21 protein-coding genes are annotated in these 20,355 nt (G+C 54.0%); 15 read left to right on the top strand and 6 right to left on the bottom strand.

All coding sequences use genetic code 11. The features are described from left to right. The first annotated feature begins 41 nt into the window (after positions 1 to 41). On the top strand, positions 42 to 1,247 hold the full coding sequence (locus ACWKXX_RS13005) for a glycosyltransferase (protein ID WP_261665834.1): 1,206 nt from the start codon (positions 42 to 44) through the stop codon (positions 1,245 to 1,247). A 15-nt stretch (positions 1,248 to 1,262) separates the two neighbouring features. Next, on the top strand, positions 1,263 to 2,177 hold the full coding sequence (locus ACWKXX_RS13000) for a hypothetical protein (protein ID WP_261665835.1): 915 nt from the start codon (positions 1,263 to 1,265) through the stop codon (positions 2,175 to 2,177). 27 nt (positions 2,178 to 2,204) lie between these two features. On the opposite strand, the gene tdh is transcribed toward ACWKXX_RS13000, so the two are convergent. Beyond that, on the bottom strand, positions 2,205 to 3,233 hold the full coding sequence (gene tdh / locus ACWKXX_RS12995) for an L-threonine 3-dehydrogenase (RefSeq protein WP_017383610.1): 1,029 nt from the start codon (positions 3,231 to 3,233) through the stop codon (positions 2,205 to 2,207). Positions 3,234 to 3,242: 9 nt separating this feature from the next. Next, on the bottom strand, positions 3,243 to 4,439 hold the full coding sequence (gene kbl, locus ACWKXX_RS12990; RefSeq protein WP_015570030.1) for a glycine C-acetyltransferase: 1,197 nt from the start codon (positions 4,437 to 4,439) through the stop codon (positions 3,243 to 3,245). Positions 4,440 to 4,652: 213 nt separating this feature from the next. Here kbl and rfaD point away from each other — a divergent pair, with 213 nt between their 5' ends. Genes rfaD through ACWKXX_RS12960 form a run of 6 tightly spaced genes read left to right on the top strand, consistent with a single transcriptional unit; the run spans position 4,653 to position 10,838 of the window. Continuing rightward, positions 4,653 to 5,585, top strand: a complete 933-nt coding sequence (gene rfaD / locus ACWKXX_RS12985) for an ADP-glyceromanno-heptose 6-epimerase (RefSeq protein WP_003860858.1) — start codon at positions 4,653 to 4,655, stop codon at positions 5,583 to 5,585. 2 nt (positions 5,586 to 5,587) lie between these two features. Continuing rightward, positions 5,588 to 6,634, top strand: coding sequence for an ADP-heptose--LPS heptosyltransferase RfaF (gene rfaF, locus ACWKXX_RS12980; protein ID WP_015570031.1), 1,047 nt, complete (start codon positions 5,588 to 5,590; stop codon positions 6,632 to 6,634). Between the two features lie 3 nt (positions 6,635 to 6,637). Further along, the gene (rfaC, locus tag ACWKXX_RS12975) at positions 6,638 to 7,621 is read left to right on the top strand and encodes a lipopolysaccharide heptosyltransferase RfaC (RefSeq protein WP_045142435.1); all 984 of its coding nucleotides are present in this window, start codon (positions 6,638 to 6,640) and stop codon (positions 7,619 to 7,621) included. A 3-nt stretch (positions 7,622 to 7,624) separates the two neighbouring features. Continuing rightward, on the top strand, positions 7,625 to 8,734 hold the full coding sequence (locus ACWKXX_RS12970) for a glycosyltransferase family 9 protein (RefSeq protein ID WP_045142434.1): 1,110 nt from the start codon (positions 7,625 to 7,627) through the stop codon (positions 8,732 to 8,734). A gap of 5 nt (positions 8,735 to 8,739) precedes the next feature. Beyond that, the gene (locus tag ACWKXX_RS12965; RefSeq protein ID WP_261665836.1) at positions 8,740 to 9,639 is read left to right on the top strand and encodes a glycosyltransferase family 2 protein; all 900 of its coding nucleotides are present in this window, start codon (positions 8,740 to 8,742) and stop codon (positions 9,637 to 9,639) included. After that, the gene (locus ACWKXX_RS12960) at positions 9,627 to 10,838 is read left to right on the top strand and encodes an O-antigen ligase family protein (protein ID WP_015570034.1); all 1,212 of its coding nucleotides are present in this window, start codon (positions 9,627 to 9,629) and stop codon (positions 10,836 to 10,838) included. Before ACWKXX_RS12965 ends, ACWKXX_RS12960 begins: the two co-directional genes overlap by 13 nt. 26 nt (positions 10,839 to 10,864) lie before the next feature. Here ACWKXX_RS12960 and ACWKXX_RS12955 read toward each other — a convergent pair whose 3' ends face one another. Beyond that, positions 10,865 to 11,818 carry a polysaccharide deacetylase family protein gene (locus ACWKXX_RS12955; protein ID WP_023302886.1) on the bottom strand — a complete coding sequence of 318 codons (954 nt, stop codon included), beginning with the start codon at positions 11,816 to 11,818 and terminating at the stop codon, positions 10,865 to 10,867. A gap of 150 nt (positions 11,819 to 11,968) precedes the next feature. Here ACWKXX_RS12955 and rfaQ point away from each other — a divergent pair, with 150 nt between their 5' ends. From rfaQ to coaD, 7 genes are all read left to right on the top strand, one after another. Further along, positions 11,969 to 13,039 (top strand): putative lipopolysaccharide heptosyltransferase III, encoded by a 1,071-nt coding sequence (gene rfaQ / locus ACWKXX_RS12950; RefSeq protein WP_261665837.1) that lies wholly within the window; start codon positions 11,969 to 11,971, stop codon positions 13,037 to 13,039. Further along, positions 13,036 to 14,163, top strand: coding sequence for a glycosyltransferase family 4 protein (locus tag ACWKXX_RS12945; RefSeq protein ID WP_015570036.1), 1,128 nt, complete (start codon positions 13,036 to 13,038; stop codon positions 14,161 to 14,163). The genes rfaQ and ACWKXX_RS12945 overlap by 4 nt, the downstream gene beginning before the upstream one ends. A gap of 2 nt (positions 14,164 to 14,165) precedes the next feature. Beyond that, entirely contained in the window at positions 14,166 to 15,266 is a 1,101-nt protein-coding gene (locus tag ACWKXX_RS12940; protein WP_023302884.1) for a glycosyltransferase, read from the top strand. Between the two features lie 11 nt (positions 15,267 to 15,277). Then, positions 15,278 to 16,267 (top strand): glycosyltransferase, encoded by a 990-nt coding sequence (locus ACWKXX_RS12935; protein WP_023302883.1) that lies wholly within the window; start codon positions 15,278 to 15,280, stop codon positions 16,265 to 16,267. Positions 16,268 to 16,333: 66 nt separating this feature from the next. Next, positions 16,334 to 17,608, top strand: a complete 1,275-nt coding sequence (gene waaA, locus ACWKXX_RS12930; RefSeq protein ID WP_003860874.1) for a lipid IV(A) 3-deoxy-D-manno-octulosonic acid transferase — start codon at positions 16,334 to 16,336, stop codon at positions 17,606 to 17,608. Then, positions 17,608 to 18,378, top strand: coding sequence for a glycosyltransferase family 2 protein (locus tag ACWKXX_RS12925; protein ID WP_015570039.1), 771 nt, complete (start codon positions 17,608 to 17,610; stop codon positions 18,376 to 18,378). The genes waaA and ACWKXX_RS12925 overlap by 1 nt, the downstream gene beginning before the upstream one ends. Positions 18,379 to 18,381: 3 nt before the next feature. Beyond that, positions 18,382 to 18,861 (top strand): pantetheine-phosphate adenylyltransferase, encoded by a 480-nt coding sequence (coaD, locus tag ACWKXX_RS12920; protein WP_015570040.1) that lies wholly within the window; start codon positions 18,382 to 18,384, stop codon positions 18,859 to 18,861. Positions 18,862 to 18,863: 2 nt separating this feature from the next. On the opposite strand, the gene mutM is transcribed toward coaD, so the two are convergent. The 3 genes from mutM to rpmB all read right to left on the bottom strand — a co-directional run bounded on the left by mutM (position 18,864) and on the right by rpmB (position 20,172). After that, a complete protein-coding gene (mutM, locus tag ACWKXX_RS12915; RefSeq protein WP_003860879.1) occupies positions 18,864 to 19,673 on the bottom strand; it encodes a bifunctional DNA-formamidopyrimidine glycosylase/DNA-(apurinic or apyrimidinic site) lyase in 810 nt (269 codons plus the stop codon). Positions 19,674 to 19,745: 72 nt separating this feature from the next. Next, positions 19,746 to 19,913: a 50S ribosomal protein L33 gene (gene rpmG / locus ACWKXX_RS12910; protein WP_003024094.1), complete on the bottom strand. Its 168-nt coding sequence runs from the start codon at positions 19,911 to 19,913 to the stop codon at positions 19,746 to 19,748. Between the two features lie 22 nt (positions 19,914 to 19,935). Next, positions 19,936 to 20,172 carry a 50S ribosomal protein L28 gene (gene rpmB, locus ACWKXX_RS12905; protein ID WP_002436699.1) on the bottom strand — a complete coding sequence of 79 codons (237 nt, stop codon included), beginning with the start codon at positions 20,170 to 20,172 and terminating at the stop codon, positions 19,936 to 19,938. Between the last annotated feature and the right edge of the window lie 183 nt (positions 20,173 to 20,355).

The following is a 20,355-nucleotide window of genomic DNA, read 5'->3' as shown; positions in this document are numbered from 1 at the left end:
TTATAATGCGGTCAGATGAAGGGTAGCATACGGATTCAGACATGCCGCAAAAACGTAAAATCCTCCTCCTGGACACGGGCAAAGAATGGGGGGGAGGTACCAACAGTATGCTTGAGCTTCTGAAGCGAATCAACCGCGACAAATTCGACATTACTTGTTGTTTTTACAGTGATTATAGTCGTGCTGAAGGTCAAACGATTGGCCAGGTGCTCAATAGCATTGGGATCCCGCTACTCGTTATCCCTCAACGTAAGCAACCGGCATGGGCAAAACTACTGAAAGAAGCGGGACGTGGTCTGCTGTTTTTCTCGCGTTCAGCGCGCAAAGCATTTACGCGGCATATCGATACCCTGTGGCGCATTCGCCCCAACGTCAGCAAGATTGAGACCATTTTCAGGGAAGGTGGATTCGATACGCTGTATATGAACAACCAGCCAGGCTCTAACGAAGAAGGGTATCTGGCGGGCGCAAACCTGCATGCGCGGATAATCCAGCACTGCCGGATTGAACCGGTGCTGACCCCGCCGCTGGTGAAGCTGGTGAATACCCATGCCACAAAAATCATCGCCGTCTCGCACGGCGTTGAACGCGTGTTGCTTCAGCATGGCGTCCGGCCAGCGCTGTGTACCGCGGTCAACAATGCTATCGACATCCACCAGCCTTTGCCCGACCGACGCGCGATGCGCCAGCGCCTGAACATTGATGACGACACGTTTGTGTTCGGCAGCATTGGCTCGCTAATCCCTCGCAAAGCCAACCACCATACGCTGGAGGCGCTGGCACAGTTCAGCCAGAGGCACCCGCAGGCAAAATGGAAGATGGTGCTGGTCGGTGAAGGGGCGGAGCGCGGCGCACTGGCGGCACAGGCTGACGCGCTGGGTATTACTGAGCACGTCATTTTTACCGGTTTCCAGAACACGCCTTTTGACTATCTCGCCACCTTTGACGCATTTATTCTGGCCTCGAAGAGCGAAGGCCTGCCGCGCGTCGTGCTGGAGGCGATGCTGCTGAATATTCCCGTGATTGGTTCAAAGGTGACCGGCACGGCAGAATTGATCGATCATGAGTCGACCGGCCTGCTGTTTCCCTGGAGCGACGTGTCGCAACTTGCTCAACATCTGGATAATATCTGGCAGGATCCTGCTCTGCGCGCCCGGCTCGCCGCTGCCGCACACCAGAATGTCTGCAACATGTATGCCATTGAAAGCTATGTTAACGGTGTCGAGGCCGTTCTTGGCGCGCAATAACCAAACGAGAAGAACATGTTTAAATTCCTGAATGCTCGCTACCGCCACATTACCGGGCGTCATAACATTCCTTACGCTTCCCTTCCGGTCACGCGCGATCTCGTTGCGGTGGATTCCATTGTGATCCCGTGTACGGGCGCGGATTTCGTCGAAGAGGCGTTATTGTCAGCGACCTTTGCAGAGCGTTATGCCACCGACATCAGCGAGATTGTTATCGTCAGCGATCAGCCTGAATCCGCTTTCGGCGAGCTGCCGCCAAAAACCCGCGTTGTTACCCTCACGCTTCCAAAACGTGAAGAAGGTTACCGCTATAAGCAGATCTACCTCAGTCGTCTGGTGAAGCTTAATGCTCCGTTGCAGGCGCGCGGTGAAGGTGTGCTGATGATCGACTCCGATCTCAACCTGCTTAAAATGCCAGAGATCAACATGGCGGATATGCACATCTACTCCAGCTTCCGTCAGGGCAAAATGATTGCCAAGCTGGACGGCGCGCCAGCGGAGAAAGTGCCGGCATATTACAAAGAAACGGTGCGTCCGTATCTGGTCGATCACGTTAACGGCGCGTTTCTTGCCGCCACCAAAAAGACCTGGCGCCGTATCTGCCCGCTGTGGCTGACGCTGTTCCAGGATACCTGGGAGCTGATGGACGACACGCAGCCGCCGACCGATCAGCTGCCGCTCGCTGCGCTGCTGGACATGCTGGATGTAAAAACGGTTAACCTGGGCGACTGGATGAACTGGCCGGTCTCCAAGAAGATCGGCGGTCAGGAAGCCGTTGTGCCGAAAGAGGTGATTGGCGCGCACGGTGGTTTCCCGCTTTCCGAATGGCAGAAGTATCTGGAATCGCCGGATAACAGGCTGCTGTTCAAAGGGCAGGACTACACCCGCAAGGTGCGCTACCTGACGGACGAAGAGAAAAAGAATCAGTAAAAAAAGGGGCCGCTGGCCCCTTTTTAATTACTTATCCCAGCTCAGGATCACTTTCCCTGACTGGCCGGACCGCATTGCGTCAAAGCCCTGCTGGAACTCATCGATGGAGAAACGGTGAGTGATAATCGGGGACAGATCCAGACCGGACTGGATCAGCGCGGCCATCTTGTACCAGGTTTCGAACATCTCACGGCCATAGATGCCCTTAATGAACAGCCCCTTGAAGATGACTTTGTTCCAGTCAATGGACATATCTGACGGCGGAATACCCAGCATCGCGATACGGCCACCGTGGTTCATGGTGTCGAGCATGGTGCGGAACGCCGGTGGCGCGCCGGACATCTCCAGACCCACGTCAAAGCCTTCGGTCATGCCCAGCTCTTCCATCACGTCGGTCAGGCTCTCTTTCGAGACATCCACCGCGCGGGTGACGCCCATTTTGCGCGCCAGCGACAGGCGGTATTCGTTCACGTCGGTGATCACCACGTTGCGCGCACCCACATGCTTCGCCACGGCTGCCGCCATAATGCCGATGGGGCCCGCGCCGGAAACCAGCACGTCTTCACCCACCAGGTCGAAGGAGAGCGCCGTGTGTACCGCGTTGCCGAACGGGTCGAAAATGGAGGCCAGATCGTCAGAGATATTGTCCGGGATTTTGAACGCGTTAAACGCCGGGATCACCAGGTATTCCGCGAAGCAGCCCGGACGGTTCACGCCCACGCCGACGGTGTTGCGGCACAGGTGGGTACGCCCACCGCGGCAGTTACGGCAGTGGCCGCAGGTAATGTGGCCTTCACCGGAGACGCGATCGCCAATGTTGAAGCCTTTTACTTCCTGGCCGATACCCACCACTTCGCCGACATATTCGTGACCGACAACCATCGGTACCGGAATGGTTTTCTGCGACCACTGGTCCCAGTTGTAGATGTGAACGTCAGTACCGCAGATGGCGGTTTTACGAATTTTGATCAGCAGATCGTTATGACCGACTTCCGGCTCCGGCACGTCGGTCATCCAAATCCCTTCTTCCGCTTTCAGTTTGGATAACGCTTTCATCATACGTCCTCAGGCAATGACGCCCAGCTGTTTGCCGATGCGGGTAAAGGCTTCCACCGCACGTTCAATTTGTTCAGGCGAGTGCGCCGCAGACATCTGGGTGCGGATACGCGCCTGACCTTTTGGTACCACCGGGAAGAAGAACCCGGTCACGTAAATCCCTTCTTTCTGAAGCTCACGAGCAAATTTCTGCGCGACAACCGCGTCGCCCAGCATCACCGGAATGATCGCGTGATCGGCACCGGCCAGGGTGAATCCTGCGGCACTCATTTTTTCACGGAACAGGCGGGCGTTAGCCCACAGGCGGTCGCGCAGCTCAGCCCCGGATTCCACCATCTCCAGCACTTTAATGGAGGCAGCCACAATCGCCGGCGCCAGGGAGTTGGAGAACAGATACGGGCGGGAGCGCTGGCGCAGCCACTCGACCACCTCTTTACGCGCGGCGGTGTAGCCGCCAGACGCGCCGCCGAGCGCTTTGCCCAGCGTACCGGTGATGATATCCACGCGGCCCATTACGTCGCAGTATTCGTGGGAGCCACGACCGTTTTCGCCGACAAAACCGACCGCGTGAGAGTCATCCACCATCACCAGCGCGTCGTATTTATCCGCCAGATCGCACACGCCCTTCAGGTTGGCGATCACACCGTCCATGGAGAACACGCCGTCGGTGGCGATCAGGACGTGGCGAGCCCCTGCTTCACGGGCCTCTTTCAGGCGCGCTTCCAGCTCCACCATGTCGTTGTTGGCGTAGCGGAAACGCTTCGCTTTGCACAGGCGTACGCCGTCGATGATGGAGGCGTGGTTCAGGGCGTCGGAGATAATCGCGTCTTCTGCGCCGAGCAGGGTCTCAAACAGACCGCCGTTGGCGTCGAAGCAGGAGGAGTACAGAATCGCGTCTTCCATTCCGAGGAAGTTCGCCAGCTTTTGCTCAAGCTGCTTGTGGCTGTCCTGCGTACCGCAGATAAAGCGAACGGAGGCCATACCGAAACCGTGGGTGTCCATGCCGTTTTTCGCCGCGGCAATTAGCTCAGGGTGATTCGCAAGACCTAAATAGTTGTTCGCGCAAAAGTTGATCACATGGCTGCCGTCGGCAACGGTGATGTCCGCCTGCTGGGCAGACGTGATAATACGCTCTTCTTTGAACAACCCTTCCGCACGTGCGGTGTCGAGGTCGCTGTTTAACTGTTTGTAAAAATCACCACGCATTGCAATTCTCCAGACTCGGCAAATTTTGGCACATATTACCCAAACCAATAGTTCATGACGAGATGACGCAGTATCTCTTCTCGTTTTTGCAGCATAAATCACGCGTACCCCTGCTGCATATCGGTGAATGGCTGAAGCCTGAGCATTGTGATGATATGATAAAGAGATTAGCGTTCGGGATATTCCCCGACTCATACTTCAAAGGTTACAGTTATGATCATCGTTACTGGCGGCGCGGGCTTTATCGGCAGCAATATTGTTAAGGCCCTCAATGACAAAGGCATCACCGACATTCTGGTGGTGGACAACCTGAAAGACGGCACCAAGTTCGTGAACCTGGTGGATCTGAACATCGCTGACTACATGGATAAAGAAGACTTCCTTATCCAGATTATGGCGGGTGAAGAGTTCGGCGAGATCGAAGCCATCTTCCACGAAGGTGCTTGCTCCTCCACCACCGAGTGGGACGGCAAGTACATGATGGATAACAACTATCAGTACTCCAAAGAGCTCCTGCACTACTGCCTGGAGCGTGAAATTCCGTTCCTGTACGCCTCTTCCGCGGCAACTTACGGTGGGCGCACTTCAGATTTCATCGAATCCCGCGAATATGAGCAGCCGCTGAACGTTTATGGTTACTCCAAGTTCCTGTTTGATGAGTACGTACGTCAGATCCTGCCAGAAGCGAACTCGCAGATTGTCGGCTTCCGCTACTTCAACGTCTACGGGCCGCGCGAAGGCCACAAAGGCAGCATGGCGAGCGTGGCGTTCCACCTGAACACCCAATTAAATAACGGCGAAAGCCCGAAACTGTTCGAAGGCAGCGACGGCTTCAAGCGTGACTTCGTCTACGTGGGCGATGTGGCGGCAGTAAACCTGTGGTTCCTGGAAAATGGCGTGTCCGGCATTTTCAACCTGGGCACTGGCCGCGCGGAATCCTTCCAGGCGGTGGCAGACGCGACGCTGGCGTACCATAAGAAAGGCAGCATCGAGTACATTCCGTTCCCGGATAAGCTGAAAGGCCGCTACCAGGCATTCACCCAGGCGGACCTGACTAACCTGCGCGCCGCAGGCTACGACAAGCCGTTCAAGACCGTTGCCGAAGGCGTAACGGAATATATGGCCTGGCTGAACCGCGACGCATAAGCATGAAAATTCTGGTGATCGGCCCGTCATGGGTGGGCGACATGATGATGTCGCAAAGTCTCTATCGCACGCTCAAGGCGCGTTATCCCCAGGCGATAATCGACGTGATGGCACCCGCATGGTGCCGTCCGCTGTTATCGCGTATGCCGGAAGTGAACGAGGCGATCCCGATGCCGCTCGGACACGGCGCGCTGGAAATCGGTGAACGCCGCAAACTCGGCCACAGCCTGCGCGAGAAACGCTATGACCGCGCGTACGTGCTGCCTAACTCCTTCAAATCCGCCCTTGTGCCCTTCTTTGCGGGCATCCCGCACCGTACCGGCTGGCGCGGTGAAATGCGCTACGGCCTGCTGAACGACGCCCGGGTGCTGGATAAAGAGGCCTGGCCGCTGATGGTGGAGCGCTACGTGGCGCTGGCCTACGACAAAGGCGTGATGCGCAGCGCGAAAGATCTGCCGCAGCCGCTGCTGTGGCCGCAGCTCCAGGTAAGCGATGGGGAGAAATCCCACACCTGCAACGCATTTGGCATTTCGTCCGAACGCCCGATGATTGGGTTCTGCCCTGGCGCAGAATTCGGTCCGGCAAAACGCTGGCCGCACTATCACTATGCAGAGCTGGCGAAACAGCTTATCGATGAAGGCTATCAGATTGTGCTGTTTGGCTCGGCGAAAGATCATGAGGCGGGCAATGAAATTCTCGCCACGCTGAGCACCGAGCAACAGGCATGGTGCCGAAACCTGGCCGGGGAAACGCAGCTCGAGCAGGCGGTTATCCTGATTGCCGCCTGTAAGGCCGTGGTCAGTAACGACTCTGGCCTGATGCACGTCGCCGCCGCGCTGGATCGCCCGCTGGTCGCGCTGTATGGTCCAAGCAGCCCGGACTTCACGCCGCCGCTGTCGCACAAGGCGCGCGTGATCCGTTTGATCACCGGCTACCACAAGGTGCGCAAAGGCGATGCCGCAGAAGGTTACCATCAGAGCCTGATCGACATTACCCCGCAGCGTGTTCTCGAAGAACTCAACGCACTGCTGTTGAGCGAAGAAGGATAACGGATGCGGGTATTGATCGTTAAAACCTCCTCAATGGGTGATGTTCTGCATACGCTGCCGTCGCTGACGGACGCCATGCGGGCCATTCCCGGCATCCGTTTTGACTGGGTGGTGGAAGAAGGCTTCGCGCAGATCCCCACCTGGCATGAAGCGGTTGATCGCGTGATCCCGGTGGCCATTCGCCGCTGGCGCAAAGCATGGTTCTCCGCACAGATTAAAGCCGAACGCAAAGCCTTCCGCGAAGCGGTGCAGGCCCGGCGTTACGACGCGATCGTCGACGCCCAGGGGCTGGTGAAAAGCGCCGCGCTGGTCACGCGTCTGGCGCACGGCGTAAAGCACGGCATGGACTGGCAAACCGCCCGCGAACCGCTGGCGAGCCTGTTCTATAATCGTCGCCACCATATTGCGAAGCAGCAGCACGCCGTGGAACGTACCCGCGAGCTGTTCGCTAAGAGTCTCGGCTATGCAAAACCCGACCTCCAGGGTGACTACGCCATCGCACAGCATTTTCTGCGCGAAACGGACAAGGATATCGCGCCCTATCTGGTTTTCCTGCATGCCACAACGCGCGACGATAAGCACTGGCCGGAAACGCACTGGAGAAGGCTGATTGAACTAATGCAACCTAGCGGTATCCATATTAAACTCCCATGGGGCGCTGAACATGAGCGGCAGCGAGCGGAACGTCTGGCAGCAGGTTTTTCCCACGTCGAGGTGTTACCCAAACTCACGCTGGCGCAGGTTGCCGCACAGCTGGCGGGCGCTAACGCCGTCGTTTCTGTGGATACAGGGTTAAGCCATTTAACCGCCGCACTGGATCGTCCTAATATCACGATTTTCGGCCCGACCGATCCGGGGTTGATCGGGGGTTACGGTAAAAACCAGCATCAGATGGTTAGCCCTACGCAACAAACGAAGGATATTAGCGCAGATGCTATTTTTTCATTTTTACAGGGCAGCCATCGGCTTTCCAACAGGGATATTTAACCCATGAGTTATGTATTTCTGCTGATTTTACTCTTTCCGGTGAAACTCATCCGGAAGCTGTTTCGAAAAGACACGGGCAAGAACCTTGTCATTCAGACAGCCAAAATCGGTGACTTTATTAATGCGACGCCTCTTCTGGCATATCTGCAAAAAAGCGATGTGTTGATCAGTCGCAGCGTTGGCGCGCTGGCGAAGCATGATGAGACTATTGAGCAGATCTATTTTATTGAGCAGCATAAGCGCAACCTGTGGCGTAAACTGTGCTTCGCGTGCAGGATCATGAACCGATACGACAACGTCTACCTGCTACAGCCCAACAGCGTGAACCTCTTTTTTGCCGCCGTCTGCAATGCCAAAAACAAACAATTTTTAAGCATTTACACGCGCAGGTGGTATCACGGGATTTTCTATCTCGCAGCCGACGGCACCGTTGAGCATGGCAAAAAAACGCTTTCGGTGACGAATTACCTGAAACTGGCCGACCGCTCGCTCACGTGGCAAGACTCTCCCAAGCACGCCACAAAGCCACTCTTCAAGCCGACGACCTGGCCGGCCATTCTTGATAAACCTGGCGTTATCCGCATCGGCATCAGTATTGCGGCGGGCAATAAAGCCAAAACCGTCCCTCCGGTTATCTGGAAGCGGATTGTTGATCAACTCGCTGATTTACCCTGCGAGTTTTATGTCTTCGGCGCGCCAAACGAACAGTCGTGGATGGACGATATCACCCGTCTTTACGGTGAAATCCCCAATTTTATCAATCTTATTGGCAAAATTTCGCTGGAAGAGCTTCCCTGGGCCATTTCTAAGATGGACTGCTATATCGCGTCTGACTCGGGGAATGTCTACATCGCAGACGCCGTCGGCGTGCCGGTGGTCCTGCTGTTTGGACCGTGTTGTCACTATGAACAGCGTCCGCTTGGCAATGTGATGCTGATCGGGAATGACGATAACATTTGTTCTTATGTGTTTGAAACGCGCTATTACTTCCCGCAAGAACGGGAAGCACTATTCTCTGTCACTGACTCCGCGTTACACGATCTTCAGCAGTTTATCCGTACATTACCAAAAGCCCGCTCACTGGCTAGCGCTACCGACGCTCAAGGAAACTAATTTTTATGGCTTTTTTAAGCGTCATTATTGCTGCGCATAACGCTGAAGCTACGCTGCACGCCACGCTTTCAAGCCTGCTGTCAGCAACCGATCAGGATACTGAAGTCATTATTTTCAATGACAGTTCTGAGGATGCCACGCAGGCAATAATTGAAGAGTGGTCGCCGAAATTTCCTCAGATCATAACGCGCACCGTGAACTTTCGTAACGTTGGCCGGGTAAGAAACAGCGCTGTCGCACTGGCATCGGGTGAGTATATTACGATGCTCGACAGTGACGATTGCTTAAAGCCTGGCAGCCTCAGGGACGCAATGGCCTATCTGAAAGCGCAACGTCCGGATATGTTACTGACACGTTTGCTTGAGATTCGCGATCCCCGGAGAATGACTTTAGACTGGCAGGGATTTAAGCCTGTGCCATTGTCACAACATGAAGCAATTGCTCGTTTCTTACGTCATAAAGACTTTCAGGCACATCTCATTGGCCAGTTTATTCATCGTAGTCTTTACGAGAAAAATCCCATACCTCCGATGTTATGTTATGAGGATTTCGCTGTCTTCCCGGGAATGTTGATGCAATCGAGCAAAATAGCCTATCAACGCCAGGGGCATTATTATTACATCAAGCGTCGCGACAGTTTGTCGAGCAGTCTGGACGCCAGCAAAATTTCAACGCTTGTCGAATGCACGTTACAGATGGAAAGAACATTTCCGTCACGCTACAAACATCTCGTCAATTGCCACTGGTTTGATATTTACAGCAACCATCGGTCCTGTCTTACAGACCAACAATTGCAGCTCGTGAAACAACGCGTAAAGACCATGTATACATTGTCTTTTTTCATGTCCACCGATGTTCGTTTTAGCTACAAAAAAAGGGTTATTGAGGCGTTATGGAAAAAATAAAACCACGGCTATATCAACTGACGATCGCTTTAAGCCTCATCTCCTTGATACTGGCTTTAGTCAGTTCTGGGAAGCAAAGAGAATTTTTCTATATCGCTATTTACGTCAGTATTATTGGCCTGGCTTTCGAATATAAAAAAATCACTCTGCGACCTTTTACTATAGCACTGCCCATTCTGCTGATTGGGTTACTTAACCTCGGCTGGTACTTACTCTATGAGTATCATAACGAGGGCCTCAACCTTTACAGCGACTACCTCGGTGCCAGCAAAAAGTTAATTTTAGCGAGTGTCCTGATTTTCTATATCGACCGCTTTAAGTTTTATATCGATAAGGATACCTTCAGGAAATTCTTCTTCTTCGCAACGGCCCTGGGGTTTGTGCTCGCCACAGGGTATGGCTTGTGGCAGGCCTCGCAAGGTATGACTCGCGTTGAGATGGCAATTAACCGTGCCACCGTTTCAGCCTATGTTTATTCTGTCCTGTCACTGGCTTTCGTATATAGTCTTTACCTTCAACAGAACGTGAAGCTGTATGTTGTTGCGGGCTTCACTATATTAATCTCTTACTTCGTCATACTGTTGACGGGGACCCGCGCTGCGATGGGTTTATATCTGCTTCTGGCGATTGTGCTCACGCTTTATCATTTCAGAAAGATTCATCTTAAATCAGCCCTCATCTTTTTATGCATTGTTGCAGGCGTTGTAATCGTTAGCTACAAGCCATTGATTTCGCCAAAAATACAACAAACCCAACGTGAGGTTGAACGTTATCAACAAGGTTTTGACCGCACCTCACTCGGCGCACGTTTTTCGATGTGGACTATCGGGATCGAGAATGGTCTTGCCCATCCGTTAGGGCAATCGCTGGAAGAGCGTGAAGCGTGGACCCGACACTACATTAAAGACGGCCATCCTCACCTTGGCAGTGCACTCGAATACATCAAAGTCCACCTGCATAATGAATTTATTGAGAAATACTCTTTGCAGGGGATCCCCGGCGTAGCGGTAATGCTCTTTTTCTTCGTTTCGATGATTGTGTATGCCCTACGAAACAGAAACGCACTGCTGCTGACGTCGATGCTTCTTTTGCTTTTGTATGGACTGACGGATGTCATACTGCTCAGTTCAGAAGCCTTAATCTTCTTTATGATTTTGTTTGCGCTAAGTACACCTTTCTCACAAACAAAACAGCAATAACAAATATGCCCGCCTGGCGGGCATAACTATTTTTTGTACTGGTAAAACTCCGCCAGCGTCATCCCCACGGTCTTATCTGATAACCAGGTAAAGAGCTGCTCCAGATCCTGATACAGCCCCTCAATCGCGGCCTCGTCTTTAAAAGTAGGGCTCCCGCCAGGCATAAATTCCGACGAATGCAGCATAAACTCCACGTAGTCATTCCCCTGAGCCAGGCACTGCTGCGCAACCTTAATCATCTCCGCCGCATTTCCTCCGGACGGACGTAACCAGTTAACTGACGGAGAACGGTATTTACCGCGCAGACGATCATAACCCTGCTTCAGGGAATTCAGCCATGCCGGGTGTTTATACTGGATGCTCATCGGCACTTCGAGGAGAGGGCTGTTTCCCGGCCGGGAAATGTCGTCTACGTCCAAAAAGTAGGCACGATCGGGAAAATGCTGGTAATTCGTTCCGCCATTACCCTGCGGGGCACCTTTCGCGTTGCGCCAGTTCACGCGCGGCGTAACGGAACAATCTACCTGATACCCCAGCTCAATCAGCAACTGGGCGTAACGGCTGTCGAATGCCCAGCGCCCGGCGCGATGGCTGAGCATTTTTGTCTGGAAAGTCTCTTCCAGTAAGCGGGTCATGAAGAGCACTTTCTCACGCATGACCTCGTCTGAAAACTCAATCAGATAAGGCTGCCAGCGCCAGTCATCACCGGTCAGATCGTGCTCCGGAGGGCTATTCCAGGCATGGAGATGCATTCCCACCTCACCCTGGCCGCGGGCTATGACCTCTTTCGCGAACTCAATGAATACCGGTTCGACTGCCATCTCGTAGTTGGTCAGCCAGACGGGCTTAAAGCCGAAACGTTCACAAAGCGCCTGAAACCGCGCCAGGTAGCGCGCGTTTTCCGTTTTGATCACCCGGTGGTTCTGCCAGAGATTATCCCCTTCGGTATCGATCGTGATGATAAACGCTGGTTTTTTCATAATGAGCCCGCAAGACAAAATAGTTAGCGCTATGTTACGCACGCCCGAAAGCAGGAGTAAACCCTTCCAGGGAAATTCCTGACATTATGGAGAAAGAGTGCAAGTCGTTACCAGGTCTATTAGAATTGCCAATAGTACAACGCCGATAAGATGATGATGAATAACTTACCTGACACGCCTGATTTGCGCATTTTACTGATCAAACTTCGCCATCATGGTGACATGTTACTCACCACCCCCGTCATCAATTCATTACGCCAGAAATGGCCTGACGCCCAAATCGACGTGCTTCTCTATGAAGAGACGCGAGACATGCTCGCCGCGCATCCGGCAATCGGGACGATCTATGGTATCGATCGTAAATGGAAGCAGTTGGGGACGCTGAAGCACCTGCAAAAAGAGTGGCAGTTGCTTCGTACTTTACGCGCTCAGCATTATCATCTGGTGATCAATCTTGCCGATCAGTGGCGCAGCGCGATTGTTACCCGCTTCACCGGCGCACCGGTTCGGCTCGGGTTCGCTTTTAACAAGCGCAATAACGCCTTCTGGCGTTTTTGCCACAGTGAACTGGTCTCGGTCGCCAGCCATCAGTCGTTGCACACCGTTGAACAAAATCTCTCCATACTGTCAGCGCTGCCGGTAATGGCCAACCCTACCGTGACCATGGCTTACAGCGCGGATGACTGGCGCCATGCTCACCAAAAGCTGTCGCAAAAGGGCGTGGGAGACCGCTACATCGTTATTCAACCCACTTCACGCTGGTTCTTTAAGTGCTGGGACGAAGGCAAAATGGCGCAAACTATCGCCGCGTTGCAGCAGGACGGCCACACTATCGTCCTTACGGCGGGACCGGACAAGAAAGAGCTGGCGATGATTGACCGCATTCTTGCAGCCTCCCCGCAGACGGGTGTTGTATCGCTGGCAGGGCAGTTAACCCTGCGCCAGCTGGCCTCGCTAATCGATCACGCGATCCTGTTCATTGGCGTTGACTCCGTACCCATGCACATGGCCGCCGCCCTTCAGACGCCCTGCGTGGCGCTGTTTGGCCCGTCAAAATTGACGTTCTGGTCGCCATGGCAGGTTAACGGAGAGGTCATCTGGGCAGGTAACTACGGCCCGCTTCCCAACCCTGACGCCATTGATACAAAAACGACGGAACGTTATCTCGACGCCATCCCCGTTGATGCTGTCGTCTCCGCCGCAAGGAGATACCTGCAATGAAGCTTCATCGTCTGGCCATTGTGCGCCAAAAATATCGTCCGGATGGAGGAGCAGAACGTTTTGTCTCTAGGGCACTTACCGCGCTGAGCAATCAAAATCTTGAGCTCAACGTCATCACCCGCGAGTGGCAGGGCGAAAAGCAGGACGACTGGCATATTCATATTTGCGATCCCCGAAAGTGGGGCCGCATCAGCCGTGAGCGCGGCTTTGCACACGCCGCACGCGCGCTGTGGCAGCAACAGCAGTTTGATATTGTCCAGAGCCACGAACGTATTCCGGGCTGCGATATTTACCGCGCCGGGGATGGTGTACATCGACGCTGGCTGCTACAGCGTACGCGTATTCTTCCCGCCTGGCGCGCGAAGCTGCTTATGCACGATCGCTATCACCGCTACGTGATGCACGCAGAACGTGAAATGTACCAGGCTCCCGAGTTGAAAGCCGTTATCTGTAATGCGGAGATGATCAAGCGCGAAATCGTCGAAGACTTTGATATTGACGCAAAAAAGATACATGTGATTTATAATTCAATAGATTCCAGCCGCTTCGTTCCGGCAGAAGAGAGACAACGCGCTGTACTGCGTCAGCAATTTGGCTTACCCGCTGATGCCGTCATTTTCTGCTTCGTGGGTTCAGGATTTGAACGCAAGGGGCTGGCAAGCGCTATTCGGGCTATAGCAGGAACCTCGGCGTGGCTGGTTGTGGTCGGTCAGGATAAAGCGGAAAGCCGTTATCGCGACCTCGCCCGTTCATTAGGCTGTGAGGGGCAAATCCGTTTCCTGGGGATGCAAAAAGAGACGCTGCCGTTTTATCAGCTTTCTGATGGTTTACTGCTGCCGACGCTGTATGATCCTTTCCCTAACGTCATACTTGAAGCAATGGCCTGTGGATTGCCCGTCATTACGTCAGAGAGTTGCGGTGGTTCAGAATTTATTGAGCAAGGCCAGAACGGGTTTTACTGTGATGCACTTGATATCCACACATTGAAGGAGGCCGTCATGTCCATCCCTTCACTGGAGAAAAATAACAATATGGGGCTTGCGGCGCGTGAACGCGTCAGAGAAGCAACCCCTGAAAAACTATCAAGTCAGCTTATTTCGCTTTATCAAAAATTACTGGATTAATAATGCGCATCCTAATGATTATTGATGGTTTACCCGGTGGAGGAGCCGAAAAGACGGTTCTTACCCTCTCCAGCGGACTGACAGAAGTGGGGCATCAGGTCACCCTTTTCTCCTTACGGAAGGTGTGCGACTACGCCATTCCAGAAGGCATCGATTTTCAGGTTGTGCAGGATACCTGTAAAAAACCCTGGCGGAAGCTGACCGAGATCCCGCGTCGCGCCCGTTTGCTGGATCGCGCCATCGAGCAGGCAGAACGCAGCGGTAAATTTGACGTCGTGTTCTCACATCTGCATAAAACCGACCGTATCGTGGCGCACAGCCGCGTGCTGGATCGGGATAAGGTCTGGTTCTGCGTACACGGGATGTTCTCCTTCTCCTATTTGCGCCATCGCAGCGGGCTTTCTCGCTGGTTTAAGCATTATAAAATCCGTCATACCTATGAAAACCGCAACGTGGTGGCGGTATCCGGCGCCGTGCTGCACGATCTGTCTGAAGTACTCGCGATCCCCCTGCGGCGCAAAGCGGTTATCCATAACCCCTTTGATATCCCTGAAATTCAGCGTCTGGCGGAAGCGCCCTTTGAGATGCAGGGGCAGGATTACATTATCCATGTTGGCCGTTTTCATGAACACAAACGTCACGACAGGCTGCTGCGGGCGTTCGCGCTGAGCAAGATCGACGCATCGCTGGTGTTGATGGGCAAAGGTTCTGACGCGAAAATAAATCAGCTCAAACAGCTTGCCGCTAAGCTGGGAATTGAAAACAAGATCGTCTTCCGCCCGTTCGAAACCAACCCCTACCCGTGGATCAAAGGGGCACGCCTTTTAGTGTTAAGTTCCGACTGCGAAGGTTTTGGTAATGTACTGGTAGAGTCCATTATCTGTCAGACCCCACCGGTGAGTACAAACTGCCCTGGCGGCCCTGCTGAGATCCTTACTGGCCCCCTGGCGCGTGGTCTGACAGCGTTAACCGACGAATCACTGGCGAAAACACTGGCAGAACTGTATGCCTCTCCGCCGGTTGTTGATCGCGAAACGATCGCATCGTTCGGTATCAACGCCATTTGCCAGCAATACATTGCTTTGGTCGACAACCAAAAATAATCAGGTTTCATATGCAAAATTCAGCGCCTTTATTAAGCGTGGTGGTGGCCGTTTATAACGGTGAAGCTTTTCTCGATCAGTTCTTTACCTGCCTTGTAAATCAACACATCGACAGTATGGAAGTCATCATCGTGAATGACGGTTCCACTGACCGCTCGATGCAGATTGTCGAAAAATGGCGCGAAAAGCTGCCAAAGATGCAGGTTATTGAACAACCTAATCAGGGCGTGTCCATCGCGCGTAATACTGGCCTGGCCGTTGCGACCGGGCAGTATCTCTCTTTCCCGGATATTGATGATGTCTTCAAACCCGGCATGTACCAGCGTCTGCTGGATATGGCCGTCACGCAGAACCTGGATGTCGCCACCTGCAATGGCAACTACGTCTGGGAAAATAACAAAAAACCGTCTCGCCCTATCTTCCCTGAAGATAAGCTCGCCTCAACGGGCGTCATGAATGGCGCGGCATGGTTAAAAAAGGCGCTGGATTCACGTAAGTTCCTGCATGTGACCTGGCTGAATATCTATCGTCACGATTTTATTCGTCAGCACGGCTTCCGTTTCGAGCCAGGCCTGCGCCATCAGGATATCCCGTGGACGACTGAGGTGCTGCTTGCCGCGGAACGCGTTCAGTACACCAGCGAACGCTTTTACGACTACTACATTCACTCCGCCTCGGTATCGCACACCCCGGATAATGACGACACGCTGATTCGCTCTGCGCGCCATTATATGAAGATCCTGAAGATGCTTGATGCCATTAACCAGCGCTACCCGGATAAAGTGAAAAATATCCCGGCCTGTTACTGGCAAATCGCTAAAGAGGGTCTGGGAATTATTCATACCTTCGACAACATGAAGGATGAGGCGAAGAAATCAATGATAATCAAAGAGTTCTTCGACACCGGGATCTGGAAGCTCATCTGGAAAAGTGCCAAAAGCCCGCGTTTGCGCTGGCGCCTGGGCCGGCGCTACTTCCGTTTAAAACGGTATCTGGCATAAGAGATAGCTTTAGCACGCTTAAATGCTTAGAATTTCCCGGCCGAAACTAAAAAAACGGATAATCGCTTGGAATTGTTGTATACCGCCCTGCTCTACATCATTCAGCCACTGGTGTGGCTGCGACTGTTGCTTCGTAGCCGTAAAGCGCCTGCGTACCGTAAACGCTGGGCCGAACGTTATGGCTACTGCCGCAATAAAGTGGCGCCGGACGGTATTCTGCTGCATTCCGTGTCAGTCGGGGAAACGCTGGCCGCCATTCCACTGGTGCGTGCCCTGCGCCACCGTTATCCGTCACTGCCCATCACCGTCACCACGATGACGCCAACCGGCTCAGAGCGCGTGATGTCTGCCTTCGGTAAAGACGTGCATCACGTCTACCTGCCGTACGATCTCCCCTGCGCCATGAACCGTTTCCTGAATACCGTGCGCCCTAAACTGGTGATCGTCATGGAAACCGAACTGTGGCCGAATATGATTTCCGCCCTGCATGCCCGTAAAATTCCTTTGGTTATCGCCAACGCGCGTCTGTCGGAACGCTCGGCGAAAGGGTACGGCAAGCTGGGTAAATTTATGCGTCGCCTGCTCAGCAAAATCACGCTGATCGCCGCGCAGAACGAAGAAGATGCCGCGCGCTTTATCGCCCTCGGCCTGAAGCGCAACCAGCTTGCGGTCACGGGTAGCCTGAAGTTCGATATTTCCGTCACCCCTGAACTCGCCGCCCGTGCGGTAACGCTGCGTCGTCAGTGGGCGCCGCGTCGCCAGGTCTGGATTGCCACCAGCACCCATGATGGCGAAGAAGCCATTATTCTTCAGGCTCACCGCCAGCTGCTGGAAAAATTCCCTGATTTACTGCTGATTCTGGTTCCTCGCCATCCTGAGCGTTTTAAAGATGCCCGCGAGATGGTGCAAAAAGGCGGTTTCAGCTTCACCCTGCGCAGCAGCGGCGAAATCCCCTCTGGCAGCACGCAGGTGGTGATTGGCGATACGATGGGCGAACTGATGCTGCTGTACGGGATCGCCGATCTTGCATTCGTTGGCGGAAGCCTGGTGGAGCGCGGTGGTCATAACCCGCTGGAGCCAGCAGCCCACGCCATCCCCGTACTGATGGGGCCACACACGTTTAACTTCAAAGATATCTGCGCGAAATTGCAGCAAGCCGATGGCTTAATCACCGTGACCGACGCGGATTCGGTGGTCAAAGAGGTCTCTACCCTTCTGACTGACGAAGATTACCGCCTGTGGTACGGTCGTCACGCCGTTGAAGTCCTGCATCAGAACCAGGGCGCACTGACCCGTCTGCTGCAACTTCTGCAACCTTACCTGCCGCAGCGGAGCCACTAATGTCAACGCGTCTGTCGGTCGTGATGATCGCCAAAAACGCCGCCGACCTGCTTCCGGATTGCCTGGCCTCTGTTGCCTGGGCTGACGAAATCGTCATTCTCGACTCCGGAAGTACGGACAACACGGCGGACGTTGCCCGTGCAGCCGGGGCAAAAGTCTTTACCGACACCGACTGGCAGGGCTACGGTATTCAGCGCCAGCGTGCGCAGGGTTACGCCACGGGCGATTACGTGTTGATGATCGATACCGATGAGCGCGTCACCCCGGAACTCCGACAGGCCATTCAAACGGTGCTTGCCGCGCCACAGCCCGGCGCGGTCTACAGTATCGCGCGTCGTAACTATTTCCTGGGCCGCTTTATGCGCCACAGCGGCTGGTACCCCGACCGCGTGATGCGCCTCTATGCGCGCGAGCGTTATCAGTACAACGACAACCTGGTCCATGAATCTCTGGCCTGCGATAGCGCTCAGGTCATCCCTCTGACGGGCGATCTGCTTCATCTGACCTGCCGCGATTTCGCCAGCTTCCAGCGGAAACAGCTGAACTATGCCACCGCCTGGGCACAGGAGCGGCATACGCGCGGCAAGAAGGCCACGCTGACCGGCATCTTCACCCACACGCTGGGCGCGTTTCTGAAAACGCTGCTGCTGCGTGGCGGCGTGCTGGACGGCAAACAGGGCTGGTTACTGGCCGTAGTGAATGCCCAGTATACTTTCAACAAATACACCGAGCTGTGGGCGCTGAACCGCGGCTACTCAGAGAAAACGTGAGCCATGAGCACAAAAGCGATTTATCCGGGTACCTTCGATCCGATCACTAACGGTCATCTTGATATCATCACCCGTGCGGCGTGTATGTTCGACAAGGTGATTCTGGCCATTGCCGCCAGCCCGAGCAAAAAGCCGATGTTCGACCTGAACGAACGCGTGCAGCTTGCCACCGATGCGATTTCGCATCTGTCGAATGTTGAGGTCGTCGGATTCAGCGACTTGATGGCAAACTTTGCCCGTGACCGGCAGGCCAATATCCTGATCCGCGGTCTTCGCGCGGTAGCAGACTTCGAATATGAGATGCAGCTGGCACACATGAACCGCCATCTGATGCCGGAGCTGGAGAGCGTATTCCTGATGCCCTCCAAAGAGTGGTCCTTCATCTCTTCCTCACTGGTGAAAGAGGTGGCGCGCCATCACGGGGACGTTACCCACTTCCTGCCGGTTAACGTCCACCAGGCGTTGATGGAAAAGCTAAAGTAACCCTACTTCTGGCACTGACGGCAGTAAAACGTGGCGCGCTGAGCGTGCTTCGTGGCAATAATCGGCGTCCCGCAGGCTCTGCACGGCTCACCCTTACGGCCATAAACCTGCAACTCCTGCGCAAAATAGCCCGGCTTCCCGTCGCTTTGCAGGAAATCCTTCAGCGTCGTCCCGCCCTGCTCAATTGAGCGCAGCAGTACCGCTTTAATTACTCTGACCAGCAGCTCGCACTCCTGCGCCGACAGCGAGGAGGCCAGCCGATCGGGATGGATCCCGGCGGCAAACAACGATTCGCTGGCATAGATATTTCCCACGCCCACCACCAGCTTGTTATCCATCAGCCAGGGTTTAATCGGGGTTTTCTTTTTCGCGCACTTCTCTTTGAGATAATCCGCGTTAAACGCCTCTGACAGCGGCTCAGGTCCGAGATGCGCCAGCACGTTGTGTCCTTCCAGCTCTTTGGTCCACAGCCATGCGCCAAAGCGACGCGGGTCGGTGTAACGCAGTACTTTGCCGTTACTCATCACCAGATCAACGTGGTCGTGCTTTTCCGCAGGCAACTCTTCGGTGAGGATGCGCAGGCTTCCCGACATGCCCAGATGGATAATGATCCAGCCGTCAGGCAGCTCCAGCAGCAGGTATTTCGCGCGGCGCTGCACGCTCAGGACGGGTTTGTCGCTTAACGCGTGGATCTCATCGGACACCGGCCAGCGCAGACGCCCGTTGCGAACGACAGCATGAAGAATAGTCGCGCCAACCAGATGGGGCTCAATGCCGCGGCGGCTGGTCTCTACCTCTGGTAATTCAGGCATGGTTCCTCCGTTGAGATGCAGAATGCAAAAAACCCCGCAGTTGCGGGGTTTTTCAATACAAGGAGACTAAAATTATTTGATTTTAGCTTCTTTGTACAGTACGTGCTGGCGTACAACTGGATCGAATTTTTTCAGTTCCAGTTTTTCCGGCTTAGTACGTTTGTTCTTCGTGGTGGTGTAGAAGTGACCTGTACCAGCAGAAGAAACCAGCTTGATTTTCTCGCGAATACCTTTAGCCATGATTTATTTCCTCTTTAAGTACTTAGTACTTTTCGCCACGGGCACGCAGTTCGGACAGAACTGTATCGATGCCTTTCTTATCGATTACACGCATACCTTTAGCAGATACGCGCAGGGTGACAAAACGCTTCTCGCTCTCAACCCAGAAACGGTGAGAGTGCAGGTTCGGCAGGAAACGGCGTTTAGTCGCGTTCAGTGCGTGGGAACGGTTGTTACCGGTCACCGGACGCTTGCCAGTAACTTGGCAGACTCGGGACATGTCTATTCTCCAAAAATCAAATTAGCTCGAGCTTCGTATGGGGTATCGGCGCCTCGTCAGGCTTTACAGCCCGGTCATCGCATAGTTCTATTGAACTCTCGATTGCCAGGCCCAAATGCCAAACCCGAGATTCTCAAAGGTGGCGTAGTATACGCTGACTCGGCGGTGTGCTCAAGTCCCGAA

The sequence above is a fragment of the Enterobacter sp. UPMP2061 genome (assembly GCF_053709615.1).
The sequence above is the reverse complement of the archived record's forward strand: the minus strand, read 5'-3'. Positions and strand labels throughout refer to the sequence as shown.